Raw genomic sequence first — 22,213 nt, 5'->3', positions numbered from 1 at the left:
ACTCACCGTCGCGCCCCCCGCGCCGCTCACCGCGGCACCCCCGGGGTGTGCCTGGCCATGTGGTGCGCGGTTCTGCGCTGGTCGATCACGAACCGGGCCGTGTCCAGGACCCAGTCCCGGTCCGTGCGCAACACCAGATGGTGTACTCCGCAGCGGCGCAGGGCCCCCCGGATCGCCGCCCGCTGGGCCTCGGCGGCCCGACGGTAGCGTTCCCGCACCGTGCGGGTCAGGCGCACGTCACGCACCCGTCCGGTGGTCGGATCACGCAACGCCACGTCCCCCACCTCGGGCACGTCCAGTTCCCGGGGGTCCAGGACCTCCACCGCCAGCACCTGGTGCCGGGAGGCGAGTTGGCGCAGCGGACGCTCCCAGGCCACCTCCCCGCCGAACGCGGGCGTGTCGAGGAAGTCGGAGATGACCACCCGCAGCCCTCGCCGGCGCCGGGTCCGCACCAGGTCGGTGAGGGCGTCGGCCAGACCGGCCTGACCGGCCTCCGGGGCGCGCCGGTCGCCCGGCGGGGCCGCAGCCACCGTCGCCAGCAGTGACAACAGGGCCTCCTTGCCGGAACGGGCGGGCCAGCGCCGGATCCGTCCCTGGTGCAGGAAGTGCGCGCCGAAGCGGTCACCGACCCGTTGGGTGAGCAGGTTGGCCGCGACCAGGGACCCCACCGCGACGTCGCGCTTGGAACGCAGGCCGGTACCGAAGTCCATGCTCGGTGACAGGTCCAACAGCGTCCAGCTCTCCAACTCCCGGTCGGCGACCAGGTCGCGCACGTGGGGCGTGTCGGTGCGGGCGGTCACCGCCCAGTCCATGTGCCGGACGTCGTCCTCCCCGGGCTGGTACAGCCGGGCTTCGGCCGCCTCCGAACCCGGCCCCAGCCGCAGCCCGAGGTGTTCGCCGTGCAGCAGTCCGTCCAACCGGTGCACGATGCGCAGGTCCAGTCTGCGCAGCGCCGCCCGCAGGCGGGGATCGCTACCGACGGAGGGTGTGTTCACCTGGTGTTCGGGGCGAACGCCCCCGCCTTCGGGCGGAGGAGGAAGCCCCTGCCTCCCCACTGTGTGGTCTGGGTGCGACTGCCCGGCCGCCGGACCGGACGGATGCGCCCGTTTCGGATGTACCGGCCTTCTTCCCCTGCTGAGGTGCGGTGTGAACCGGATCGCCGGACAAAACCGGGCACCCTTCTCACCTCTGCGAGGCGAAGGAGGCGGTTTCGCCCGTCGGTGGTTCGTCCCAGATCACCCGGGGAGCCGGGACGGTGGACAGGATGCGGTCGACCACCTGTTCGGAGGTGATCCCGTCGGCCAGTGCGTCGAAGGTCAGGACCAGGCGGTGCGCGATGACGTCGTGGGCGAGCACGCGCACGTCGTCGGGGAGCACGTAGTCCCGGCCGCGCAGCAGCGCCAGCGCTCGGGCGGACGCGACCAGTCCGAGGGTGGCGCGCGGGCTGGCGCCCACCTCCAGCGCCTGGCGCAGGTCGGGCATCTGATGCTTCTCCGGCTCGCGGGTGGCCATGACCAGGCGCACCACGTAGTCGGCGATGAGCTGGTGCACGTGTACGCGCTCGGCGTCGGACTGGAGCTCGCCGAGAGTGACCGGGTCCAGGACCTGGTGCGCGGTCGGTGGCGTCGAGCTCATCCGGCGCAGGATCTCCATCTCCTCGTGCGCCTGGGGGTGGCCCACGTTGACCTTCATCAGGAACCGGTCGCGCTGTGCCTCGGGGAGGGGGTACACGCCCTCGGACTCCACCGGGTTCTGCGTGGCGATGACGATGAAGGGGGAGGGGAGCGTGTAGGTGGTCCCGCCGAGGGACACCTGCCCCTCGGCCATGACCTCCAGCAGGGCGGACTGGACCTTGGCGGGGGCGCGGTTGATCTCGTCGGCGAGCACGAAGTTGGCGAAGACGGGACCGAGCTCCACGTCGAACCGCTCGGTGGAGGGATGGTAGATGCGGGTACCGATGATGTCGGAGGGCACCAGGTCCGGGGTGAACTGCACCCGGGAGAACGAGCCCCCGGTGACCTTGGCCAGCGTGGACACCGCAAGGGTCTTGGCGATGCCGGGAACACCCTCGATGAGGCAGTGCCCCTTGGCCACCAGGGCGATGAGGGTGCGCTCCACCATGCGCTCCTGGCCGACGATGACCGTGGACACCTCGTGCAGCGCCGCGCGCAGCAGCCGGGTCGGCTCCCCCGGGGTGCTCTCCGGAACCGGTGCGGAAGCGGAGCCGTTCCCGGGTGAGGTTTCTGCCATGTCCCGCCTTCCCAGACTGGGCGCCCCGTGCGAGGACGCCGGTAGGAGTAGGTTGTGGATCACCTGTGGCGACACTACCTGCTCAGGTGCTCGCGGTCCGTCAGACAACGCGAGAATGGAACCGGACGAGCTGGGAGGGGACAGCACATGACGGCTCCCGCACAGGGGTTGAAGGAGGCGGACCCGCGTCAGCTCGGCGGGTACCGGCTGCTGGGACGGCTCAGGGAGTCCCGGCTGGGCGTGGTCTACCTGGGCCGGGACGCCGCCGGGGAGCGGATGAGCGTGGCGATGCTCAACGACGCCGCGGGGATCGACGAGCCGACCCGGGAGCGGTTCGCGCAGGCGGTGCGCGACGGTTCGGGCGTGGCGGCCGCGCGCACGAGCGGACGTTCGGCGCTGTGGGTCGCGGTCCCCTACGAGGAGGACGGCGCGGGGGCACAGCGTTTCCTCGAGGAGGCGGCACGGGGAGGGCCCCTGGTCCGTCAGGGCCCGGTGGTGATGCCGCACTGGGCGGGGGAGCGCGGCGGCTCCGCGGTGCGCTGGGCCCCCTGGGCGGGGCGCAGGGACAGCGCGGTGGCCGCGGGTGAGGCCAACTGGTGGCTGATCGGTGGCCTCGGCGCGTTGCTGGCTCTCCTGTTGTTGCTGGTGTTCTTCCTGTACGTGTGGATGATGCAGTTCCCCTCCCCGGAGATGCCGACCACGGGGCCGCCCGACTTCGAGCAGTCCGAGCCGGCCGAGGAGAGCGAGCCGAGCCCGGCCCCCGGGGAGGAGGGGGAGGGCGAACCGGCAAGCCCGGTGCCCACGCTTCCGGGCGGGAACGGTGGGGACGGCTGGAGTGACCAGCCCGAGGACAACCTCTAGGGGGCCTTGCCGGGGTCCTGGGCGTCTTCCCGGGGGCTCTGGCGGCCTTTGGGTCGGGCTCTCAGGTGTGCGCGTTCGCCCTGGCGGCCGAACAGGCTGAGCATTTCCACCGCCTCGTCGTCGGCGGCCCCGAACCAGTGGGGGAGCCGGGTGTCGATCTCGGCGGCCTCCCCGGGGACGAGTACCAGGTCGTGCTCGCCCAGGACACACCTCAGCCGTCCGTTGAGAACGTAGAGCCACTCATAGCCCTCGTGGGTCTGCGGGTCGGGCTCCCGCCTGGAGCTGTCCGCCGGGATCACGAGTTTGTACGCCTGGATGCCCCCGGCCCGGCGGGTGAGGGGGACCATGGTCATGCCGTGGCGGATGACCGGGCGCAGGTGGATCCGGGGATCCCCGGTGGGAGGGGCGTCCACTAGTTCGTCGAGGGTGACGCCGTGCGCCCGGGCGAGGGGGAGCAGCAGTTCGAGGTTGGGTCGGCGGTCCCCGGACTCCAGTCGGGACAGTGTGCTCACCGAGATACCGGTCTCCTCGGACAGGTCGGCGAGCGTGGTCTCCCTCCTGCGGCGCAGTTCACGCAGCCGCGGACCGACCGCCGAGAGGGTTTGGTCGAGCTCCTCTGCCATGCCTCCAGTTTGCCAGGCCGGCAACGGGGATCGCCTCCCGAGCCCAGCGGTCGGTGTATCACTGCCGTGGGGGTGTGGAGCCTCCGGTGGGGGAGCGAACCCGTCCTGGACGCATCCCCTCTGAGGGGGGAGTGGAGGTTGCCAGGGGAGGCGCCGGTTTCCTGAGGGGAGGGCGTCCGCTCTCAGGACTCCACGGGGGTCGGGCGGCGGGGGCTTGGAGGAGGAAACGGCTTCGGGCGGGTGACCACGTGTTCCATGTATATAAATCTACGTCGTAAAGGTGGGGCAGCTGTTCTATAAAACAGCAAAGACAAAAACATTTCGCGCGGCTACGCCGCCCGCCTCCCAACCTTCCGTTTCGAAGATGTTCGGCGTGTCGGAACCATCAGGGCTCGCGCCTAGAACGTGTTCAGCCTTGTTTAGCCGACCCCGGGAAGGTGGCCGACGGTCTTCCGGTGGGTTCGGAGGGCAGTTTCGTCTGTGTTCGGTACAGAGCATCCGGGGAACTCGTCGAGCACGGGTGCCGTGCGGGGTTGCCTATGCTGGCCAGCGTGCTGAAAAAGGTGATCGCGACGCGGTACGTGCTGCCGTTGCGCGAAGGAGGTTCGCTCCCGGGGCTGGTCGAGGCCGACGACCTGGGAATGTACGTGGTCAAGTTCATCGGTGCCGGGCAGGGGCGCAAGACCCTGGTGGCCGAGGTCATCACCGGTGAGTTGGGCCGGGCCCTGGGACTGCCGGTCCCGGAACTGGCCCTGGTGGATTTCGACGCGGTCATCGGCCGCGGCGAGCCGGACCAGGAGGTTCAGGAGCTGCTCAAGGCGAGCGGTGGCCTGAACCTGGGGATGGACTTCCTGCCGGGCTCCCTGGGGTTCGACCCGCTGACCTTCGAGGTGGACCCGGTTTTCGCCGGGCGGGTGCTGTGGTTCGACGCCCTGACCGGGAACGTGGACCGTTCCTGGCGCAATCCGAACATGCTGCTGTGGCACGGTCGGCCCTACCTGATAGACCACGGTGCGACGCTGATCTTCCACCACAGCTGGGCCAACGCCGACAGGTTCGTGGCCCGGGCCTATGACTCCTCCGACCACGTGCTGTCCGCGACCGCCCCCGACGTGGCGGCCGCGGACACCGCACTGGCCCCGCTCGTGGACGAGGACCTGTTGCGCGCAGTGGTGGGGCTGGTGCCCGATGAGTGGCTGGTGGACGAGCCGGGGTTCGCTTCGGCGGAGGAAGTACGTGAGGCGTACGTGAAGCACCTGAGGGCCCGTGTGGCGAACCGTGTCTGGCTGCCGGAGGTGGCGTCGTGAACGAGCGGTACACCACGGTGACCACCGGACAGGTGGGCGTGGAGCGGGAGCGTGCGGTGTTCGAGTACGCCTTGTTGCGGGTGGTCCCGCGGTTGGAGCGCGGTGAGTGCGTGAACGCCGGGGTGATCCTCTACTGCCAGGAGCGGGCGTTCCTGGCCTCGCGTTCGGCCCTGGACGAGGACAGGCTGCGGGCGGTGGACCCCGGGGTGGACGTGCCCGGGGTGCGACGGGCTCTGGCGGCGGTCGAGATGATGTGTGCGGGCGGTGCCCGTGCGGGGTCGGCCGGCCGGGAACGGCCGGGGCCGCGGTTTCGGTGGTTGACCGCGCCGAGGAGCACGATCGTGCAGCCGGGGCCGATCCACGGGGGGCTGACGGAGGATCCGGAGGCCGAGGTGGAGAGGCTGCTGGACTGTCTGGTGAGGTGAGCCGGATGTCAATGTAAGGGACGTCACGGACTTTGGGGCGGTCGGGTGGGGAGCGAATCCCCCCGTTCCGGTGTTGGTATGTAGTGGTCCATGCCTGTGGGCACGCTCCCGACCTTCCTTTCCCTCGTCCTCGTGAACTGGAGTGCCTGTGCAGTCCCCGACGTCCCCCGCCCCCGCCTCTGAGCAGGAGGTCGACCCGAAACCGAGCCTGATGCGGTCGCGCAAGTCGATCGCTTTGTTGGTACTGGTCCTGGGTGTGCTGACGGCCACCGGGCCGTTGGCGACCGACATGTACCTTCCGGCCTTCCCGCAGATCACCCGGGAACTGGGAGCCACCGAGGGGCAGATCGGACTGACCCTGACCGCGATCATGCTGGGGCTGTCCGTCGGCCAGTTGATCATCGGGCCGATGAGTGACGCCTGGGGGCGTCGCGGCCCGCTGCTGGTGGGTGTGGCCCTGTTCACGGTGACTTCGGTGCTGTGTGTGTTCGTGCCGAACGTGACGGTGTTCATCGCGTTGCGTTTCGTGCAGGGAGTGGCCGGTGCCGCGGGTGCGGTGGTGGCCCGGGCCGTGGTGCGTGACATGTTCCAGGGCGATGACGCGGTGCGGTTCTTCTCCCGGCTCGCATTGGTGATGATGCTGGCTCCGCTGCTGGCGCCGTTGGTGGGTGCGCAGCTGTTGCTGGTGGGGCCGTGGCAGTTGAGTTTCTGGGTGTTGGCGGGGATGTCGGCACTGAGCTTCGTGCTGGTGCTGTTGTGGCTTCCGGAGAGCCTGCCGCCGGAGTCCCGGCAGAGTCAGGGGCCGCGTCAGCTGGCCTCGACGGTGTGGTCCCTGGTGCGCGACCCGAGGTTCGTGGGTCCGGTGCTGACGCTGGGGTTGAGTTTCGGGATGCTGTTCACGTACGTGTCGGCGTTCTCGTTCGTCTCCCAGAACGAGTTCGACGTTTCGCCGCAGACCTATGCGTGGTTGTTCGCGGTGAACTCGTTGGCGTTGATGACCGGCACCCAGAGCAACGGTCTGTTGGTGGGCCGGGTGGACACGCGGCGGCGGTTGTTGATGGGGCTGGTTCTGGCTCTGGTCGCGGTGGTGTCGCTGTTGGTGTCGGCTCTGCTCGGGGTTTCGCAGCTGTGGGTGGTGGTCGCCCTGTTGGCGCTGATGATGCTCAGCGTCGGTTTCATCATGCCGAACGCGACGGTGTCGGCTCTGGACGGTCAGCCGGCGTCGGTGGCGGGTACGGCTTCGGCCCTGATGGGGTCGTTGCAGTTCGCGTTGGGTGGTTCGGTGGCCTCGTTGGCGGGGTTGACGCCCTCGGGTGAGGCTTCGCTGCTGAGTATGTCCGTGGTGATGGCCTCGGTGGCGGTGTTGTCGTTGTCGGCGTTTGTGTGGTCAGCCCGTTCAAAGGTCCGATGAGCCCAGGTTTTTGTGCTTTTATCCAAACCCTGAGGTTGCCGTTCTGTGGGGAAGTGGGCACAGTAGGGCAGAATTCCCCGATTGAGGCGGGTGGGGATCGTGTTGGGCCCGCCTTTCGACGCGACAGAGGATGAGTGGGTATGGGCGAGACCCCCGGTTCGTTGGCTCGAGGGCATTCCGGGTTGAGTGACCTGGTCTATGAGATGGCGAGCTCTGACGCACACGCGCACATGTTTTCGGTCCTGGGGGCCGGGGGCTGGGAGCGCCGGACGGCGGGGGAGTTCGCCACTGAGGTGACGGCACTGGCCAAGGGTTTGGTGGCTGCCGGTGTCGCGGAGGGCGACCGGGTGCTGTTGGTGTCCGGTGCGCACCATGACTGGGTGCGGTTCGCCTACGCGGTGTGGTCGGTGCGGGCGGTGCTGGTGCCGTTGCCGGAGGTGGCGACGGCGGAGCGGGTTGCCCAGGTGGTGCGTCAGGTGCGTCCTGCGGCCGCTGTGGTGCAGGGCGAGCGCCAGTACCGGACCGCGGTGGGGCTGCAGCGTGAGATGCCGGATCTGGGGCGGGTGTGGCGCCTGGAGGAGGGCTTGCCGGATGTGGTGAGTCTGGGGACGTACATGGACGCCTCGGCGGTGCGGTTCCGTCGGGACGAAGTGGTCTCCGAGGACGCTGCTGTGGTGTTGTTCCCGATGAGCACGGTCTCGCGGCGGATGCGGGGTGTGGTGCTCTCGCACGGTGCGTTGTTGACGGCGGCGGCCGATCTGGTTGATCGGATGTGGCCGCGGTTGTCGGAGTTGGCGCCGGGTAAGGCGAGCGCGGTGTTGGACCTGCCGTTGTCGGAGCTTCCGGGGCTGGCCTCGTTGGTGGCGTGTGTGGTGGGCCGGGTCCGGGTCGGGTTGGTGGCTCCGGGGCGGTTGCGGGGTGAGCTGGAGCGGTTCCGGCCGACGGTGCTGGTGTGCAGGCCCGGTCTGTTCGAGCGGATCCACGGTTCGGAGCGGGAGAGCGCCCATTCCACGGACTGGGATTCGGTGGGGACGTTCAACGCGGCGATGGACGCGGCGGTGCAGTTCGACCAGTCACCCAAGAAGGGGGCCTGGCAGCGGTTGTCCCGGTCGATGTACGACTGGTCGTTCTCGAAGGTCCGGGACCTGGTGGGCGGCCGGGTCCACCTGGCCGTGTGCTGGGGCGGCGGGCTCTCGGAGCGGTTGGACAGTTACTTCTCCGGTGTGGGTGTGCCGGTGATGCAGGTCTTCGGTGCGGCTGAGACCGCCGGTGTGTTCACGGCCAACGCTCCGGGGGAGCGGCGTCCGGGCACGGTGGGTCAGGCGATGCCCGGCCGTGAGGTGTGGGTTTCGCGTGAGGGCGAGCTCTACGTGCGCGGTGGTGCGGTGTTCTCGGGTTACTGGGCCGACGGCGAGGGTTCGCGGGCGGCGTTCCGGGAGGGCTGGCTGGCCACGGGGGTGCTGGCCGAGGTGGACGAGGCGGGGTTCGTGCAGGTGCGTGGCCGGGTGCGGCCGCAGGCCTCGGTGGCGGAGGTTCCGGGTCGGTTCGTGCCCCGGGGGCCGGTGTCGGCGTTGGAGGGTGTGGTGGAGTTCGGGCCGGAGGCGGTGCGGGCTCCCGATGTGGTTCCGACGGTGGAGGCGCCTGCTGTCGTGGCCGAGTTGGCTCCGGCTCCGATGGGGTCGGGGGAGCGGCCCCGGGCGGGTACGGGGGAGTTCGCGGCGGTGCAGGACGGGGACCGCTCGCGCGATGCCGAGTTGGTGGCGGAGTTCGAGGCTCGGTTGCGGGCGCATCCGCTGATCAGTCAGGTGTTGGTGATCGTGGAGGGGCGTCCGTTCGCGAGTGCGCTGGTGACGCTGGTGCGTGATCAGTTGGAGTACTGGCGCCTGGTGAACGGGCGTCCGTTGTCGATGGCGCCGGAGGAGATCGCGGGGGACCGTGATCTTCTGCGTGAGGTGCAGGGCTTGGTGTATGAGGCCAACCGGAGTGTGCCGCGGCATCTGGCGGTGCGGTCGTTCCATGTGTTGGCGGAGGAGTTCACGGTGCAGTCGGGGTTGGTGCGTCCGACGGGGGAGTTGCGGCGTGAGGCGGTGTTGCGTGCGTTTTCGGAGGAGATCGACGGGTTGTATCGGGTGCGTCGTGATTAGGTCCGGTTCTTCCGGAGTTGCGGCGAGCCGCAGAGTAGCGGTCGGCATGCGTGTCGGCCGCGAGCTCGAAACCGGTGGATACGAAGTCTGCCGGTTCGGTACCTGAGAACACGGGCCGCGGGGCGGGAGGGTCGGGGCGGCCACCACCCGCCCCGACGCGGTGCCGGCCGTTGACGGCACCCGGCTCACCGGGAAGGGTCGCCGTTCGGTCGACGACGGGTCGGCCCGAAGGTCCGGATCCCCGCGAATCCGGTGCTTTGACACCGGTGCGGTCCCCGGACAGGATGATTCGATGGATGCTACCCCTCCTTCCTACCCGCCCCCGCCGCCCGGTCCGCCCTCCCAGGGGCCTGGGGGTCCCGGTCACTTCGGTCGTGGGGCGAAACCGTCCGGGCGCATCAGGGCCCTGGTGGTCGCGTGCGCGAGCGTGGTAACCGCCCTCGCCGTTGTGAGTGGCTATTTCGTCTACGACACCTACCTGAGGGCTGACGCCCCCCGTGAGGAGCTCCTGGCGGCTGCGGCCCTGGTCGAGGAGGCGCCGGGGCTGAGTGTCGAGGCGACACGCTCCTACACCATCGACTACGACGAGGCGGTCGCCCGCACCGAGGACGGTGTTGCCGCGCAACTGTGGCCCGAGGGTGAGACCAGGTTCGAGATGCACTATGCGGGCGGCGCCGAGCAGGTGTTCAGCATCGAACCGGTCGATCTGGACCTGGGCTACGCACTGATCGCCAATGCCGACGATGCCTTTGTCTATACCGAGCCGGCCGTCTCCATCGCCTTTCGGGAGGAGGGCGGTGCCGGCACCGACGGCGAATTCGTCTATGAGGGGGGATCGAACAACCCCGTTACCGTCCGGGGGCTGGATGACAGCACCACCGGTGAGGAGAAGGCCGCGCAGTTCTCGCCCGAGGACTACGGCCCGGAGCTCTTCGCCGGCCTGTTGTCCTCGCTGGCCGAAGATGAGGGGCTGGATCTACTCGACTCCGATGACCCCGATGCGGCCTCCTACGAGGGTCTGTTGATCGAGGGGGACCTGGCTGCCTGGGACCTGGATCTGGGGCGCGTGCGTCCCCAGGACGGGACCGGGCGTGTATGGCTGTCGGAGGCCGGGGTCCCGGAGCGGGTGGAGTTCACCGTTGAGGAGGCCCGGTTCGTGCTTGAGTTGTCCTTTCCGGACGAACCGGCGGTCCCGCCCGTGCCCGAGGACCACCACGAGAGCGAGTGGAATCTCAATGACCTCTGGTGGCCGGTCAACACCTATCAGCTGAGCCACCCCTACTGTGGCCGGATCGAGGCGCAGGGGCAGGAGTGGTTGGTGGTCACCCGCACCTGGACGCTTGCCTGTGAGGAGGGCGTGTCGGTCGCTGAACAGATGGTGTTGGGGGACCACGATCCCACCTCGGTCTTTCAGAGCGGCCCCTCCGATCCGATCGAGATCGGCGGCCTGGAGTGTGTGTGGACGCGGCGCGGCGCCGATGACGGTGGCTGGCGGCCCGACCTGTGCCGTGGTCCCAGCGGCGCTGATGTCCTCGCCCTGTACCCCCGTTGACTGCTCGGGCGAGTTGGCGGTGAGGGTGCGGTACCGGTGCTGAACGGCCTGGGGGTGTCGTGGTCTGCTTCCCCCGGGTGCCTCTGTTCGGCCGGCCAGATCGTTCGGTGGCCGCGGTCCCTGTGGGGGCCGCGGCCTTTGTTGGTTACTGGCCGTTGAGGTAGGCGAGGACGGCCAGGACGCGGCGGCTGTCGTCGGAGGAGGGGGGCAGGTCGAGTTTGGTGAAGATGTTGTTGATGTGTTTGCTGACGGCTTTTTCGGTGATGTAGAGGCGTCCGGCGATGGCGGAGTTGGAGCGGCCTTCGGCCATTTCGGAGAGGACTTCGCGTTCGCGGGGGGTGAGTTGGGCGAGGGGGCCGCTCTGGTCCTGGCGGGCGAGGAGTTGGGAGATGACGGCGGGGTCCATGGCGGTGCCGCCGTCGGCGACGCGGCGGATGGCTTCGATGAACTGGCCGATGTCGAAGACGCGGTCCTTGAGGAGGTAGCCGACGCCTCCGCCGTCGTCGGAGAGGAGTTCTCGGGCGTAGAGCTGTTCGACGTGTTGGGAGAGCACGAGGATGGGCAGGCCGGGGACCTGGGTTCGGGCTCCTATGGCGGCTTGGAGGCCCTCGTCGGTGAAGGTGGGGGGTAGGCGGACGTCGACGACGGCGACGTCGGGTTTGTGTTCGGTGAGGGCGGTGTGTAGGTCGGGTCCGTTGTCGACTGCGGCCACGACGGTGAAGTCGTGGGCTTCGAGGAGTCGGATCAGCCCGTCGCGGAGGAGGGCAAGGTCTTCGGCGATGACAACTCGCACGGGATCTCCAGGGTGACGATGGTGGGTCCGCCCGGTGGGCTGGTGATGTTTATCGTGCCATCGAAGGCGTCCAGGCGGCGTGCGATGCCGGAGAGCCCGCTTTCGGGGGTGGGTTGGGCTCCGCCTTGGCCGTTGTCGGTGATGGTGATGACGAGGCGTTGGCGGCCGTGGTTGATGTGGACCCAGGCGTGGGTTGCGTTGGCGTGTTTTGCGGTGTTGGTGAGGAGTTCGGCGATGGCGAAGTAGGCGGCTGATTCGACGGGGTCGCCGGGGCGTCCGTGGAGTTGGGTGGTGACGGTGATGGGGAGGTTGTGGGTGAGGGCGAGGGCGTGGACGGCTCCGTCGAGTCCGCGTTCGACGAGGACGGGTGGGTGGATGCCGCGGACGAGGTCGCGGAGTTCGGTGAGGGCGTGGCGGGTGGTTTCGCGGGCTTCGGCGAGCATGTGTTTGGCGGTGTCGGGTTTGGTGTCGATCATTTGTTCGGCCATGCCGAGGTTCATGCCGAGGGCGATGAGGCGGGCTTGGGCTCCGTCGTGGAGGTCGCGTTCGATGCGGCGGATTTCGGCGGCCTGGGTGTCGATGGTGTCGGCGCGGCTGGTGGCGAGGTGGGCGACGCGTGCGGTGAGTCGGGCTTTTTCGGAGGGGGCGAGGATGAGGCGGGAGAGGCGGGTGTAGGCGCTGAGGGTGAGGGGTTTGAGGGTGTGGGCGAGGAGGAGGGTGAGGGTGGCGGGGATGAGGATGAGGAGGGCTTGGGTGGGGGTGTGGGGGGTGATGAAGCCGTAGAGGTCGGGGTGGAAGCGCCACAGGAGGAGGGCGTAGAGGGTTTGGTAGAGGGCGTGGGCGTAGAGGGTGTAGCTGAGGAGGGCGAGGAGGGTGAGGAGGGGGGCTGAGGTGAGCCAGAGGAGGTCGCGCCAGGTGGCGGGGTCGGTGAGGATGACGCGGACGCGGGAGTGGACGCCGGTGGGGGGCATGGGGCGGTAGGCGGTGGGGACGGGGTGGTGGGGGTTGAGGCGGGTGAGGGTGGTGCGTTGGGCGTTGGCGATGGTGCGGAGTGTGGCGGCGGTGAGGATGGTGAAGGGGAGGCCGACCCAGATGAGGGTGAGGAGTGCGGAGGCGAGGACGAGGGGGAGGAGGAGGAAGGCGGCGATGTTGTGGGAGACGAGGAGGAGGATGTAGGCCAGGGTGGTGAGGGGGCCGGCTTTGTGGGGGCTGGCGGTGGCCATGGGGTTCTCTTCCGTCGTGGTGGTGCGCCTTTCTTTTATTTTGGGGGGTGGGGGTGGGTGGTTTCGGGGGTGGTGGCTCCCTGTTTTTGTGTGCTTTGGGTGTTGGTTTGTGTTCGTTGGGTGATGATGGTGGCCGTTTTGGGGCGCTGTAGGCGTTTTGGGTGGGTGCGGACCGGTGCGGCGGTCGCCTCACGGCGTGGTGCACAACGCGGCTCCGTGGCCGCCCGCCCGATGGCGGGCGCGGTATTCCGCGAAGGCGTTGGGTGAGCCCGGGGGACACTTGCTACCGCACCGGTCCGCAGTGGGGTCAACGGGGTGTGGCCTGTGGGTATTCCGGGGTGTGGATGGTGTTTTGGGTCGGTCCGGGGTGGGGAGTTGATGGATTTTCGGCGCAACTCGCCGTCCTCGATTTCCCGTGTCTTGCCACGACCTGTGATGATCGTGGGTGTGTGGCGTGAACTGATCCTGGAGATGTATCCCGAAGCCGATCTGAGCGATCCGGCTGACGAGGTGACCCTGGCCGAGGTCGAGAAGCACCTGATGCTGCCCCTGCCGTTCGAGTTGGCTTCCCTGCTGCGGGAGACGGACGGTGTGACCAACGAGTACGGGGACGCGGTGGTGTGGAGCGCGCGTCGGCTGGTGGAGGACAACCTGGCGATGCGGGGGGAGCCGGACTATCTGGAGTTGTACGCGCCTTTCGACGAGATGATCTTCTTCGGTGACTCGGACATGGGGCCGCAGTTCGCCTACGTGCACACGGACTACGGTCCGGGGATCGTGGTGTGGGATCATGAGAGTGATCGGCGGCGGCTGGTGGTGGTGTCGTTGCGGGACTATCTGGCGCGGTGTTTCATCCAGGGCAACGCGTGGTTCCGTTAGCGCCGGGTCGGGGTGGTCGGTCATGCTATTTTTCATGGTCGGTGGTGTTGTGGCCGCCGGTTCCCCTTGAGTTGGCCGTGAGAGAAGGACCATGTCGGAGCAGCCCGTGCCCGTGCCCGTTGTCGTTGTCCAGGGGCGGGAGGTGTCGGACTTTCCGGAGTTCGCGCCTGAGGCCGCCCGGGGTCGTGTCCTGCGGGTCACGGTGACCGGTGAGGAGGTCCTGCATCGGGCCAACGCCGATGTTCCCGAGTCGATGCTGGGCGGCGCGGAGCTGTCGCGGTTGATCGACGACATGTTCGTGACGATGTATGCGGCCGAGGGCGTGGGGTTGGCCGGCAACCAGGTGGGCGTGGACCTTCGGGTGTTCGTCTACGACTGCCCTGACGATGACGGGGTGCGGCATGTGGGGCATGTGGTGAATCCGGTGCTGGACGAGCGTGACCTGGACGATCCGGTGGTGGTGGAGAGCGAGGGGTGCTTGTCGGTGCCCGGACCGCACGCGGACCTGGGGCGGGCCGAGCACGCCACGGTGCGCGGGGTGGACAAGGACGGCAACGAGGTGGTGCTGACCGGCAGCGGTTACTTCGCGCGGTGTCTGCAGCACGAGACCGACCACACCTTCGGCAAGTTGTACGTGGACCGGCTCTCGGCACGTGAGCGCAAGCGGGTCCTGAAGAAGATGAACGAGATGGCTGACAACGTTTTCGCCCGTCGTGAGGAGCGCGCCCAGGAGTTGGAGCGTGAGTTGGCGGGCTAGCGTGGTCCCGTGCGGGGGCGTTCCGGGTTTTCCGGGGCGCCCCCGTCGTCGTGTCCGGGGGTGACACCCCGAGGTGGACCAATGCTTGGTTTGAGGGTTTCTGCTCGTTCTCCCGGTGTTTTCGCGGTCAGGTTTCAACCGAATATTCAACGATAGCGTTGAAGGTATGGTCACTGGCATTGAGGACACCGTCCATCCGGTCGATGCGGGCGCCCTCCTGGGGTTGCTTCCGGGTCGGCCCCGGCTGCTCGCGCTGGGCGAGCCCGCCCACGGCGAGGAGAGCCTGCTGGAGCTGCGCAACGCGCTCCTGGAACAGCTCGTCGAACAGGAGGGCTACCGGACGGTCGCGATGGAGAGCGACTGCATGAGGGGACTGGTCGTGGACGACTACCTCACCTCGGGCACGGGCACTCTCGACGAGGCCATGGAGCGCGGGTTCAGTCACGGGTTCGGCGCCTGTGCGGCCAACCGTGAGCTGGTGCGCTGGATGCGCGCCCACAACGAGGGACGGGCCGCCGAGGAGCAGCTGCGCTTCGCCGGTGTCGACGGCCCGCTGGAGATCACCGGTGCGGACAGCCCGCGACAGGCCCTGAGCGCACTGCACGACTACCTCGTGGCCCGTGTGGAGGCCGACCTGCTGCCCTGCACCGGGCAGAGACTGGAGCGGCTGCTGGGCGAGGACGAGGAGTGGAGCGATCCTGCCGCGATGAGGGACCCGGCCCGCTCCGTGGGGCGCTCGGACCGGGCCGCTGCGCTGCGGGTGTTCGCCGACGACCTGGTGGCGCTGCTCGACGAGCAGGGTCCGTACCTGATCGCGGCGACCTCGCGCGAGGCGTGGGAGCGGGCGCGCCTGTACGGGCGTACCGCCCTCGGTCTGCTGCGGTACCACTTCTGGATGGCCGATGCCTCGCCGGGCCGGATGGGGCGGCTGTTGGGTGTGCGGGACGCGATGATGGCCGACAACCTCCTGGCCGTGGCCGAGCGGGGGCCGACGGTGGTGCACGCCCACAACTCCCATCTTCAGCGGTCCGAGAGCACGATGCGGATGTGGCAGGGGCCGGTGCGGTGGTGGAGCGCGGGTGCGCTGGTGAGTGCTCGTCTGGGCCGGGACTACGCCTTTGTGGCCACGGCCGTGGGCACGATCGGGCACCGGGGGGTGGGTGTGCCGCCCGCGGAGAGTGTTGAGGGGATCCTGTACGGGTTGTCGCAGGAGAGTTGTCTCGTGGACGCCCCGCGGTTGGCCGCTGTCCTGGGCGAGCGGCCCGTGCCGCGGGAGTCGCCCTGGTTCGGTTACGCCCCGTTGGATCCGGGCCGGTTGGCGGACAGTGAGGGCCTGGTGTTCGTCAGGGACGCCCTGGAGGGTTAGTCGCGCCCCGTGCAGGTCGGTGCTGGCCACGGCGCCGGGGGGACATTTGCGGGCGTTCCGACGTTCCGCCGGAGGGGCGGCCGCGGGCGTGCTACGGATGGACCCGTTCCCCGACGGTCTCTCCTCCTGGAATCCACATGCTGACGCTGTTCCTCGTTCTCATCGTCCTGATCGCCATGGTCGGCGGCGCCCTGCTGGCCGTGGGAAGGTTCCGGGTGGACGATGAATCCTCGGGGGGAGCCGTCAGCGTCGTGGTCGCCCCCTGCGTGCTCGCGCTCTATCTCGCTTCGGCGGCGATGGGGGTGGTGATCGGCTGGGAGAACTTCACCGGAGCCGGGGACGGGGTGATCGCCGAGGTGGGCGCGGCCGAGTCCTTGTACTGGAGCACCGCTGCCTTCCCCGAGGGCGAGGCGGATGCGGTGCGTGAGCAGTTGCGTACGTACATGGGTGCCGTTGCGGAGAAGGACTGGCCGCTGATGCGTGACAGCGGTGAGTTGAGCTCCGAGAGCGAGGAGGCACTCGCTGACCTGGCGGCTTCGGTGCGGGAGCTTTCGGTCTCCGACAGCGGGGACGGCCTGGACCGTCTGACCGCGCGCCAGGAGCTGGCCGAGCTCAGTGACGCGCGGATCAAGCGTGCCGATGCGGCCGAAGAGGGGATCCCGCCTGTCCTGAACGCCATCGCGGCCCTGTCGGCCGTCGCCGTGGCGGTGCTGCCGTTCGCCATGATTCGGCGGGGTTCGTCGGTGGCCTACTTCTGGGCCGCGGCCAACCTGGTGTTCGTCTTCTCCACCATCTTGCTGCTGTTCTACCTGGGTAACCCGTACAACGGCGCCCTGGCCCACGACGCGGGCGCGATCCAGGACTCACTGGCCGGGTTCGACCGGACCGACGCCGTGCTCAATCCCCAGTAGCCGGGGGCTTGGCCTGTGTGGGTGGTCGGTGTCGTGTCCGGTCAGTTCACCGAGCGTGCGGCGGCGCGGCCCGCGCCTGTGGCGGCCACGGCGATGACGACCGTGAGTACCACCATGGTGCGCATGGGGGTGAAGGCGCCGGCGCTCTGCGGTGCCGAGGGCGTGGAGATGTCTGCCAGGAGTTGTCCTCCGGCCGCTTCCTGTGCTGGGGGTGGAGCTGTGGGGGAGGCGGAGGGGAAAGGGGAGGGTTGGGCGGGGGCGGTCGTGCGCTCCTGGTCGGGGTCCGGTGGTGTGGCCGGGGGGCTCTGGGGCGGGTCGGCCGGTTCGGGCGGTGCCTGGCTGGGTTCGTCCGGGGTCCCCGGGTCGTTCGGTGCCTGGGGGGCGGGGCTCTCAGGAGCGGGTTCGGGTGCCTGGGGAGGTTGTTCCTCGTGTGGGGGAGGGGTGGGCTGTTCCGGTGTCTGGGGGCGGGGCTCGCACGGCGGTGCCTGGTCCCTGCGGACCACCACCCGCACACCGTTGGCGCACACCAGGACGTAGGAGTCCGAGGACACCTCGACCAGTGTGCCGGGTGCCTGGATCCGGACCCCCGTGGGGTCCACCTGCACATTGGAGGTTCCGTCGTCCACGCTCACGTGCGGGGTCGGGTCCTCGGTGTCCGCACTCGGCGGTGTGGGCGGCCGATGGCTCTCCAGGGCGAGTGCTGAGGGGAAGCCGAAGGTGAGCAGGAGTGCGCTCAGGGCCAGCAGGACGGGTGGGATACGGCGCAAGGGGAGCATGTTGCCCATCGTATCCATGTGGGGACGTGGAGTGATTGGTTGTGCTTGTGGAGCGAGCGGGGCTGGTGAGGAGAGGCAGGTCCGACCGGGCCCCTCGGGGCTTGCCACAAGCGGTTGTAACAACTATGGTTACGACCAGCGAGGAGATCAGGGAGGTGGAATCCGACGTGAGCGCCAACAGCAGACTGACCATCGCGGCGCACGCCCTGACATGGATCGGGCTGTACCAGCGGCGCGGCCACGAGGTCGCCACCTCCGAGCAGATCGCCACCAGCGTCAACACCAATCCGGTGGTCATCCGTCGCCTGCTGGCCGAGTTGCGCAAGGCCGGCCTGGCCGATTCACGGCGGGGGGCGGGGGCGGGCTGGATGCTCGTTCGGGACCTGGCGGCGATCACCCTGCTCGACGTCTATCAGGCGATCGAACCGGGGCCGGTCTTTGCCCTGCACCCCGCGACACCGGACCCCGAGTGCGTGGTGGGCCACGGCATCGGGCCGGCGATGACCGCCGTGTACGACGATGTGGAGGCCGCCCTGCGCGGGGAGCTGGCCAAGACCACGCTGGAGGACGTACTGCGGGACGTCTTGAAAGCCGTCTGATGTCGGACCGTCGACTTCCCCTGGCCGAAGGGGATCGTGCCCCGCGCTCAAGGATGTAACAAAAACGGTTACATCAAGAAGTCGGAGAGTCTCATGGGCCGGCTGGACGACAAGACGGAATTCGGGTTCGCGCCGGTCGACCCCGGTGCGCCGCGTGAGGGCGGGGCGCTCATGCGGCTCGACGGGCCGCGGACCCACAAGCACTTCCTGTTCCAGGGCCCAGGCCCGACCGACACACCCCATACGAACGAAAAGACGAGGACAAGGACGATGGCAACAGATCTCGCGGACCGTGGCCGAGAAGTTCGTGGAGCGCCTCGGCAGGCAGGACCCCGACGGGATCCAGGAACTCTTCGCCGAGAAGGTCGACTGGCACGTCCCCGGCAGTGACACGCTGCCCTGGACCGGGAGTCGTGCCCGTAGGGAGGAGGTCGCGCCGTACTTCACCACGATGTGGCCGCACTTCGCGCACGGCAGGAGCACGGCAGGAGCAAGGTCGTGCTGGAGCGCGTCATCGCCGACGGTGGTGACGTGATGCTGTTGGCTGTCTGGACACACACCGTCGCGGCCACTGGGAAGGAGTTCACCGCACCGGCAGCCATACACCTGATGGTCGAGGACGAGCGGATCGTCCGCATGCACCTGTACGAGGACACGCTGACCGTCGAGAAGGCGTTCAACGCCGACTGAATCGGTAGGGCGGTAACACGCGTTCGCGGAGCGGCCTGCGAGTCCTGGGCGGTGGCGTGGGTGCCGCACTCCTGACGGATCTGGTGCCGGGGCCGCCCCGGAACCCGGGCGTTCCACGGGTAGTTGCCGAACAGGGCCCCGTCCACACCAACTTGTCCTGGTCGCCCTCCTCGAGGGTCCACTGGTCGACGAGCTGTTCGGGGATCCAGTCCTGTCGGGGCTCCAGTCCTGGCGTATGAGGGGGTACTCCCAGACCGTGGCGAGGGGCACGGTTGTCGGCAGGTTCGCCTGCTCCGTGACCTTGGAAGCTACTCACGGGTTACTGGTCCTGTTGCCGGGCGTTCGGGAGAACCACCCCTTCCGGCAGCGGTGGACGAACCCGCAGCGGAGTCGATGGTCGCGGATGCGGTGGTTGGTGGGGTAGGGCGCGGAGGCGCCTTTGGTCAGTCCGAAAGTCCGTAATGGCCGTTTTATGGGTGCCAATGATGTCGATTGGTGCTGAAAGCGGCCCTCTTCCTGGGGGTTGTGGCCTTTTTGTGACCTGGGAGGGCGGTAGATTGCGCGGCATGCACAACGGGGACGAGGTCGACCAGGGGTCGACGGAACGCGTGGTCATCTACACCGACGGGGCATGCAGCGGCAACCCCGGCCCCGGAGGGTGGGGTGTGTGGTTGCGCTACGGAGAACACGAACGCGAGATGTTCGGCAGTGAGGCCCAGACCACCAACAACCGGATGGAGCTGATGGCGGCCATCCAGGCGCTGGAGAGCCTGAAGCGGGACGTGCCGGTGCTGCTGCACACCGACTCCTCCTACGTCAGCAACGGCATCACCTCCTGGGTGCACGGGTGGAAGAAACGCGGGTGGAAGACCGCGGACAAGAAACCCGTGAAGAACGTGGACCTGTGGCAGCGCCTGGACGAGGTGGCCGCACGCTATGACGTGGAGTGGAAGTGGGTGCGCGGGCACAACGGCGACGAGGGCAACGAACGCGCCGACGAGCTGGCCCGGCGCGGACGTGACGAGGCCGCCGGACTGTAGCGGTCCGGTGTGCGGGGTGTGAGCGGCGGTGCCCGGCGGGGCGCCGCCGCTTCGTGGTTCAGCGCTGGTGGCGCAGGGGGCGGGTGGGGCGGGTCAGGCCAGGGTGGTGCGGATCAGTGCGGTGGGCATGGTTCCAGGATGGGTGCGCACCGGTGTGTGGGGCCTCCCGCCGGGGCGGGAGGCGGCTCCCCCGTGCGCAGGAGGGTGGGGTCAGTCCTGGTCCTTGAAGGGGCCCACGAGTAGGCGGCGGGGTCCGGAGCCGGTGGCGGCGAGTTCGTCCTCGGGGTTGGACAGCACGCAGGTGTCCAGGGACAGGCAGCCGCAGCCGATGCATCCGGTGAGGTCGTCGCGCAGGCGGATGAGCTGAGTGATGCGTGCGTCGAGTTCGGTGCGCCACTGGGCGGAGACGGCGGCCCAGTCGGCGCGGGTGGGGGTGCGGTTCTCGGGGAGTTCGTCGAGGGCTTCGCGGATGCGGGCCAGGGGGATGCCCACGCGTTGGGAGATGCGGATGAAGGAGACGCGGCGCAGGGTGTCGCGGCGGTAGCGGCGTTGGTTGCCGGTGGTGCGGCGGCTGTGGATGAGGCCTTGGCGTTCGTAGAAGTGCAGGGCGGAGACTGCGACTCCGGCGCGTTCGGCGACCTGTCCGACGGTGAGTTCCTTGGCGATGGGTGGCACGGGTCCAGTTTAGGGCGTGGTGGGGGTGGGGGTCCGGGTGCTTTGGCGGGCGTACAGGCGTGCGTAGGCGCCGCCGCGGAGAAGGAGTTGGCGGTGGGTGCCGGTTTCGGTGGTCCGTCCGTGGTGGAGCAGCAGGATGCGGTCGGCGGTGCGGGCCAGGGCGGGGTGGCTGGTGAGGGTGAGGTGGGCGGTGTCGGGTGCGGGGGGTGGGGTCGGGGTGTGGGGGTGGTTGATGAGCAGGAGGTGGGCTCCGGTGCGGTGGGCGTAGAGGGTGCGGGCGTGGTGGATGCGGGGGGTCAGGGCGGGGTCGAGGTCGGTGAGGGGGGTGTTGAGGTGGTGGGGGTCCAGGTGGGTGGTGGTCAGGGTGTGGGCCAGGTGGTGGTCGTGGGGGTTGGGGTGGGGGTGTCCGGTGATGGTTTGGGCGAGGGTGGGGTTGGGCCGGGTGGTGTGGATGGGTGTGTGGGTGGTGATGTGTCCGTGGGTGGGGTGGGCGGTGTGGTTGATCAGGTGGGTGAGTGCGGTGGCGGCGGTGGTGGTGAGGCCGACCAGGGCGATGTGTTGGCCGGGTCGGATGGTGAGGTCGAGGTGGTGCAGGAGGGAGTGGTGGGTGTGGGTGAGGGACACGTCGTGAAGCTCGAGCAGAGGCGCGGCGGGTGGTGTGGTGTGGGTGCTGTGCCGTAGGTGGTGGCGGGTGGAGAGCCTCACGGGTGTCCGTTCGTGTGGGTGGTCGTCTCCTGCCTGGGATCGTCCCGGGCGCGCGAGAGTTCTCGTTATCTTTTCGTGTCCTCACAGGGTAGGCGTGGGCGGGTGAGGGGCCGTGAGGCCGCGGGGTGGTGTGTGTCGGGCGCTGGTGGGAGGGGTGGTGGCCGGATGGTTGGGGCACGCGACCTTGTGGTCGTTTCCCGGGCGCTGGTGGGGTGGGGGTATGGAGCACAGCACACACCACGAGGTGGTCATTGTTGTTTTCGAGGGCGTGCAGAGTCTGGACGCGACGGGGCCGTTGGAGGTCTTCGCCGGGGCGGCGCGGGCGCCCGGTTCGCGTTATCGGGTGCGTACGGCTTCCCTGGGCGGGGCGGTGGTGACCGCTTCCAGTGGGGTGGGGTTGGTGCCCTCGGTGGCGTTGGAGCGGGTGGGTCGGGTGGACACCCTGGTGGTGGCTGGGGGTGAGGGCGCCCATGAGCCGGATGCGGAGCTGGTGGCGGCGGTGCGGGAGTTGGCCGCTCGTGCGGGGAGGGTGGCGTCGGTGTGTTCGGGGGCGTTCGTGCTTGCTCACGCCGGTCTGCTGGAGGGGGTTCGGGCGACCACGCACTGGCGGCACTGTGAGCGCCTGGCGCGGGAGTTTCCCGGGGTGCGGGTGGAGCGGGATCCGGTGTTCGTGCGTTCGGGGCGGGTGTGGACCTCGGCTGGGGTGACGTCGGGGATCGATCTGGCGTTGGCGGTGGTGGAGGAGGATCTGGGGCGGCAGGTGGCGTTGGGGTTGGCGCGCACCCTGGTGGTGTTCCTGGTGCGGCCCGGAGGGCAGGCGCAGTTCTCCACCCAGTTGGCCACCCAGAGGGCGGAGCGGGCCGAGGTGCGTCAGGTGCAGCATCTGGTGGATGCCGACCCGGGGCGGGTGTGGTCGTTGGCGGTGTTGGCCGAGCGGGCGGGGTTGTCGGTGCGTCAGTTCTCGCGGGTCTTCGCTGAGCAGGTGGGGTGTACGCCGGGGCGGTACGTGGAGCGGGTGCGGGTGGAGTGGGCGCGTAGGCGTCTTGAGGAGGGGTCGGCTCCGGTGGCGGCGATCGCGCGGGGGTGTGGGTTCGGTACCGATGAGGCGATGCGGCGGGCGTTCGTGCGGGTGCTGGGGTGTGCGCCGACTCAGTACCGGGAGCGGTTCCGGGTGGGGGCGGAGGGCGGGGGCGGCCGTGCCGGAGCGTAGGTTTTCGCGCACGTGC

The 22,213-nt window shown here is 69.0% G+C and carries 23 protein-coding genes; 15 read left to right on the top strand and 8 right to left on the bottom strand.

Features of this window, described 5'->3' with window-relative positions:
- Positions 1-26: 26 nt before the first annotated feature.
- Both ACUKCB_RS07250 and ACUKCB_RS07245 read right to left on the bottom strand, forming a co-directional pair.
- The gene (locus ACUKCB_RS07250; protein WP_473039710.1) at positions 27-995 is read right to left on the bottom strand and encodes a DUF58 domain-containing protein; all 969 of its coding nucleotides are present in this window, start codon (positions 993-995) and stop codon (positions 27-29) included.
- A 187-nt stretch (positions 996-1,182) separates the two neighbouring features.
- Positions 1,183-2,250: an AAA family ATPase gene (locus ACUKCB_RS07245; protein WP_191270033.1), complete on the bottom strand. Its 1,068-nt coding sequence runs from the start codon at positions 2,248-2,250 to the stop codon at positions 1,183-1,185.
- A 147-nt stretch (positions 2,251-2,397) separates the two neighbouring features.
- Between ACUKCB_RS07245 and ACUKCB_RS07240 the strand changes: the two genes are divergently transcribed.
- Positions 2,398-3,111 (top strand): hypothetical protein, encoded by a 714-nt coding sequence (locus tag ACUKCB_RS07240; protein ID WP_473039709.1) that lies wholly within the window; start codon positions 2,398-2,400, stop codon positions 3,109-3,111.
- Here the strand turns inward: ACUKCB_RS07240 and ACUKCB_RS07235 are convergent.
- Positions 3,108-3,734, bottom strand: coding sequence for a helix-turn-helix domain-containing protein (locus ACUKCB_RS07235; protein ID WP_473039708.1), 627 nt, complete (start codon positions 3,732-3,734; stop codon positions 3,108-3,110). The genes ACUKCB_RS07240 and ACUKCB_RS07235 overlap by 4 nt on opposite strands.
- 539 nt (positions 3,735-4,273) lie before the next feature.
- Here ACUKCB_RS07235 and ACUKCB_RS07230 point away from each other — a divergent pair.
- The 5 genes from ACUKCB_RS07230 to ACUKCB_RS07210 all read left to right on the top strand — a co-directional run bounded on the left by ACUKCB_RS07230 (position 4,274) and on the right by ACUKCB_RS07210 (position 10,573).
- Positions 4,274-5,041 (top strand): HipA family kinase, encoded by a 768-nt coding sequence (locus ACUKCB_RS07230; protein WP_473039707.1) that lies wholly within the window; start codon positions 4,274-4,276, stop codon positions 5,039-5,041.
- Positions 5,038-5,466 carry a DUF3037 domain-containing protein gene (locus ACUKCB_RS07225; RefSeq protein WP_473039706.1) on the top strand — a complete coding sequence of 143 codons (429 nt, stop codon included), beginning with the start codon at positions 5,038-5,040 and terminating at the stop codon, positions 5,464-5,466. The genes ACUKCB_RS07230 and ACUKCB_RS07225 overlap by 4 nt, the downstream gene beginning before the upstream one ends.
- Before the next feature lie 211 nt (positions 5,467-5,677).
- Positions 5,678-6,877 carry a multidrug effflux MFS transporter gene (locus ACUKCB_RS07220; RefSeq protein ID WP_473040950.1) on the top strand — a complete coding sequence of 400 codons (1,200 nt, stop codon included), beginning with the start codon at positions 5,678-5,680 and terminating at the stop codon, positions 6,875-6,877.
- A gap of 140 nt (positions 6,878-7,017) precedes the next feature.
- Complete coding sequence (locus ACUKCB_RS07215) at positions 7,018-9,021, top strand: AMP-binding protein (protein WP_473039705.1); 2,004 nt, start codon at positions 7,018-7,020, stop codon at positions 9,019-9,021.
- Positions 9,022-9,469: 448 nt separating this feature from the next.
- Entirely contained in the window at positions 9,470-10,573 is a 1,104-nt protein-coding gene (locus ACUKCB_RS07210) for a hypothetical protein (RefSeq protein ID WP_473039704.1), read from the top strand.
- A gap of 145 nt (positions 10,574-10,718) precedes the next feature.
- Here ACUKCB_RS07210 and ACUKCB_RS07205 read toward each other — a convergent pair whose 3' ends face one another.
- Positions 10,719-11,366 (bottom strand): LuxR C-terminal-related transcriptional regulator, encoded by a 648-nt coding sequence (locus ACUKCB_RS07205; RefSeq protein WP_452544384.1) that lies wholly within the window; start codon positions 11,364-11,366, stop codon positions 10,719-10,721.
- Positions 11,318-12,589: a sensor histidine kinase gene (locus ACUKCB_RS07200; protein ID WP_473039703.1), complete on the bottom strand. Its 1,272-nt coding sequence runs from the start codon at positions 12,587-12,589 to the stop codon at positions 11,318-11,320. The genes ACUKCB_RS07205 and ACUKCB_RS07200 overlap by 49 nt, the downstream gene beginning before the upstream one ends.
- Positions 12,590-13,024: 435 nt before the next feature.
- Between ACUKCB_RS07200 and ACUKCB_RS07195 the strand changes: the two genes are divergently transcribed.
- The 4 genes from ACUKCB_RS07195 (at position 13,025) to ACUKCB_RS07180 (ending at position 16,502) form a co-directional block, all read left to right on the top strand.
- Entirely contained in the window at positions 13,025-13,468 is a 444-nt protein-coding gene (locus tag ACUKCB_RS07195) for an SMI1/KNR4 family protein (RefSeq protein ID WP_017580370.1), read from the top strand.
- A 91-nt stretch (positions 13,469-13,559) separates the two neighbouring features.
- Entirely contained in the window at positions 13,560-14,225 is a 666-nt protein-coding gene (gene def / locus ACUKCB_RS07190) for a peptide deformylase (RefSeq protein ID WP_473039702.1), read from the top strand.
- Between the two features lie 166 nt (positions 14,226-14,391).
- A complete protein-coding gene (locus tag ACUKCB_RS07185; protein WP_473039701.1) occupies positions 14,392-15,591 on the top strand; it encodes an erythromycin esterase family protein in 1,200 nt (399 codons plus the stop codon).
- Between the two features lie 137 nt (positions 15,592-15,728).
- Positions 15,729-16,502: a bestrophin-like domain gene (locus ACUKCB_RS07180; protein WP_473039700.1), complete on the top strand. Its 774-nt coding sequence runs from the start codon at positions 15,729-15,731 to the stop codon at positions 16,500-16,502.
- Positions 16,503-16,543: 41 nt separating this feature from the next.
- Here the strand turns inward: ACUKCB_RS07180 and ACUKCB_RS07175 are convergent, their stop codons facing one another.
- On the bottom strand, positions 16,544-17,278 hold the full coding sequence (locus tag ACUKCB_RS07175; protein WP_473039699.1) for a hypothetical protein: 735 nt from the start codon (positions 17,276-17,278) through the stop codon (positions 16,544-16,546).
- Positions 17,279-17,403: 125 nt separating this feature from the next.
- Between ACUKCB_RS07175 and ACUKCB_RS07170 the strand changes: the two genes are divergently transcribed.
- From ACUKCB_RS07170 to rnhA, 4 genes are all read left to right on the top strand, one after another.
- Positions 17,404-17,877, top strand: a complete 474-nt coding sequence (locus ACUKCB_RS07170) for an Rrf2 family transcriptional regulator (RefSeq protein ID WP_473039698.1) — start codon at positions 17,404-17,406, stop codon at positions 17,875-17,877.
- Between the two features lie 292 nt (positions 17,878-18,169).
- Positions 18,170-18,412 (top strand): nuclear transport factor 2 family protein, encoded by a 243-nt coding sequence (locus ACUKCB_RS07165; protein ID WP_473039697.1) that lies wholly within the window; start codon positions 18,170-18,172, stop codon positions 18,410-18,412.
- Positions 18,376-18,567, top strand: a complete 192-nt coding sequence (locus ACUKCB_RS07160; RefSeq protein WP_473039696.1) for a nuclear transport factor 2 family protein — start codon at positions 18,376-18,378, stop codon at positions 18,565-18,567. Before ACUKCB_RS07165 ends, ACUKCB_RS07160 begins: the two co-directional genes overlap by 37 nt.
- Positions 18,568-19,133: 566 nt before the next feature.
- Positions 19,134-19,607, top strand: a complete 474-nt coding sequence (rnhA, locus tag ACUKCB_RS07155) for a ribonuclease HI (RefSeq protein ID WP_191270010.1) — start codon at positions 19,134-19,136, stop codon at positions 19,605-19,607.
- Positions 19,608-19,817: 210 nt separating this feature from the next.
- Here rnhA and soxR read toward each other — a convergent pair whose 3' ends face one another.
- Both soxR and ACUKCB_RS07145 read right to left on the bottom strand, forming a co-directional pair.
- Positions 19,818-20,282: a redox-sensitive transcriptional activator SoxR gene (soxR, locus tag ACUKCB_RS07150; RefSeq protein WP_191270008.1), complete on the bottom strand. Its 465-nt coding sequence runs from the start codon at positions 20,280-20,282 to the stop codon at positions 19,818-19,820.
- 9 nt (positions 20,283-20,291) lie between these two features.
- Positions 20,292-20,987, bottom strand: coding sequence for an ABC transporter ATP-binding protein (locus ACUKCB_RS07145; protein ID WP_473039695.1), 696 nt, complete (start codon positions 20,985-20,987; stop codon positions 20,292-20,294).
- A 220-nt stretch (positions 20,988-21,207) separates the two neighbouring features.
- Here ACUKCB_RS07145 and ACUKCB_RS07140 point away from each other — a divergent pair, with 220 nt between their 5' ends.
- Positions 21,208-22,197, top strand: coding sequence for a GlxA family transcriptional regulator (locus ACUKCB_RS07140; RefSeq protein ID WP_473039694.1), 990 nt, complete (start codon positions 21,208-21,210; stop codon positions 22,195-22,197).
- Positions 22,198-22,213 lie beyond the last annotated feature (16 nt).

The organism is Nocardiopsis moroccensis, assembly GCF_055763695.1.
The sequence above is the reverse complement of the archived record's forward strand: the minus strand, read 5'-3'. Positions and strand labels throughout refer to the sequence as shown.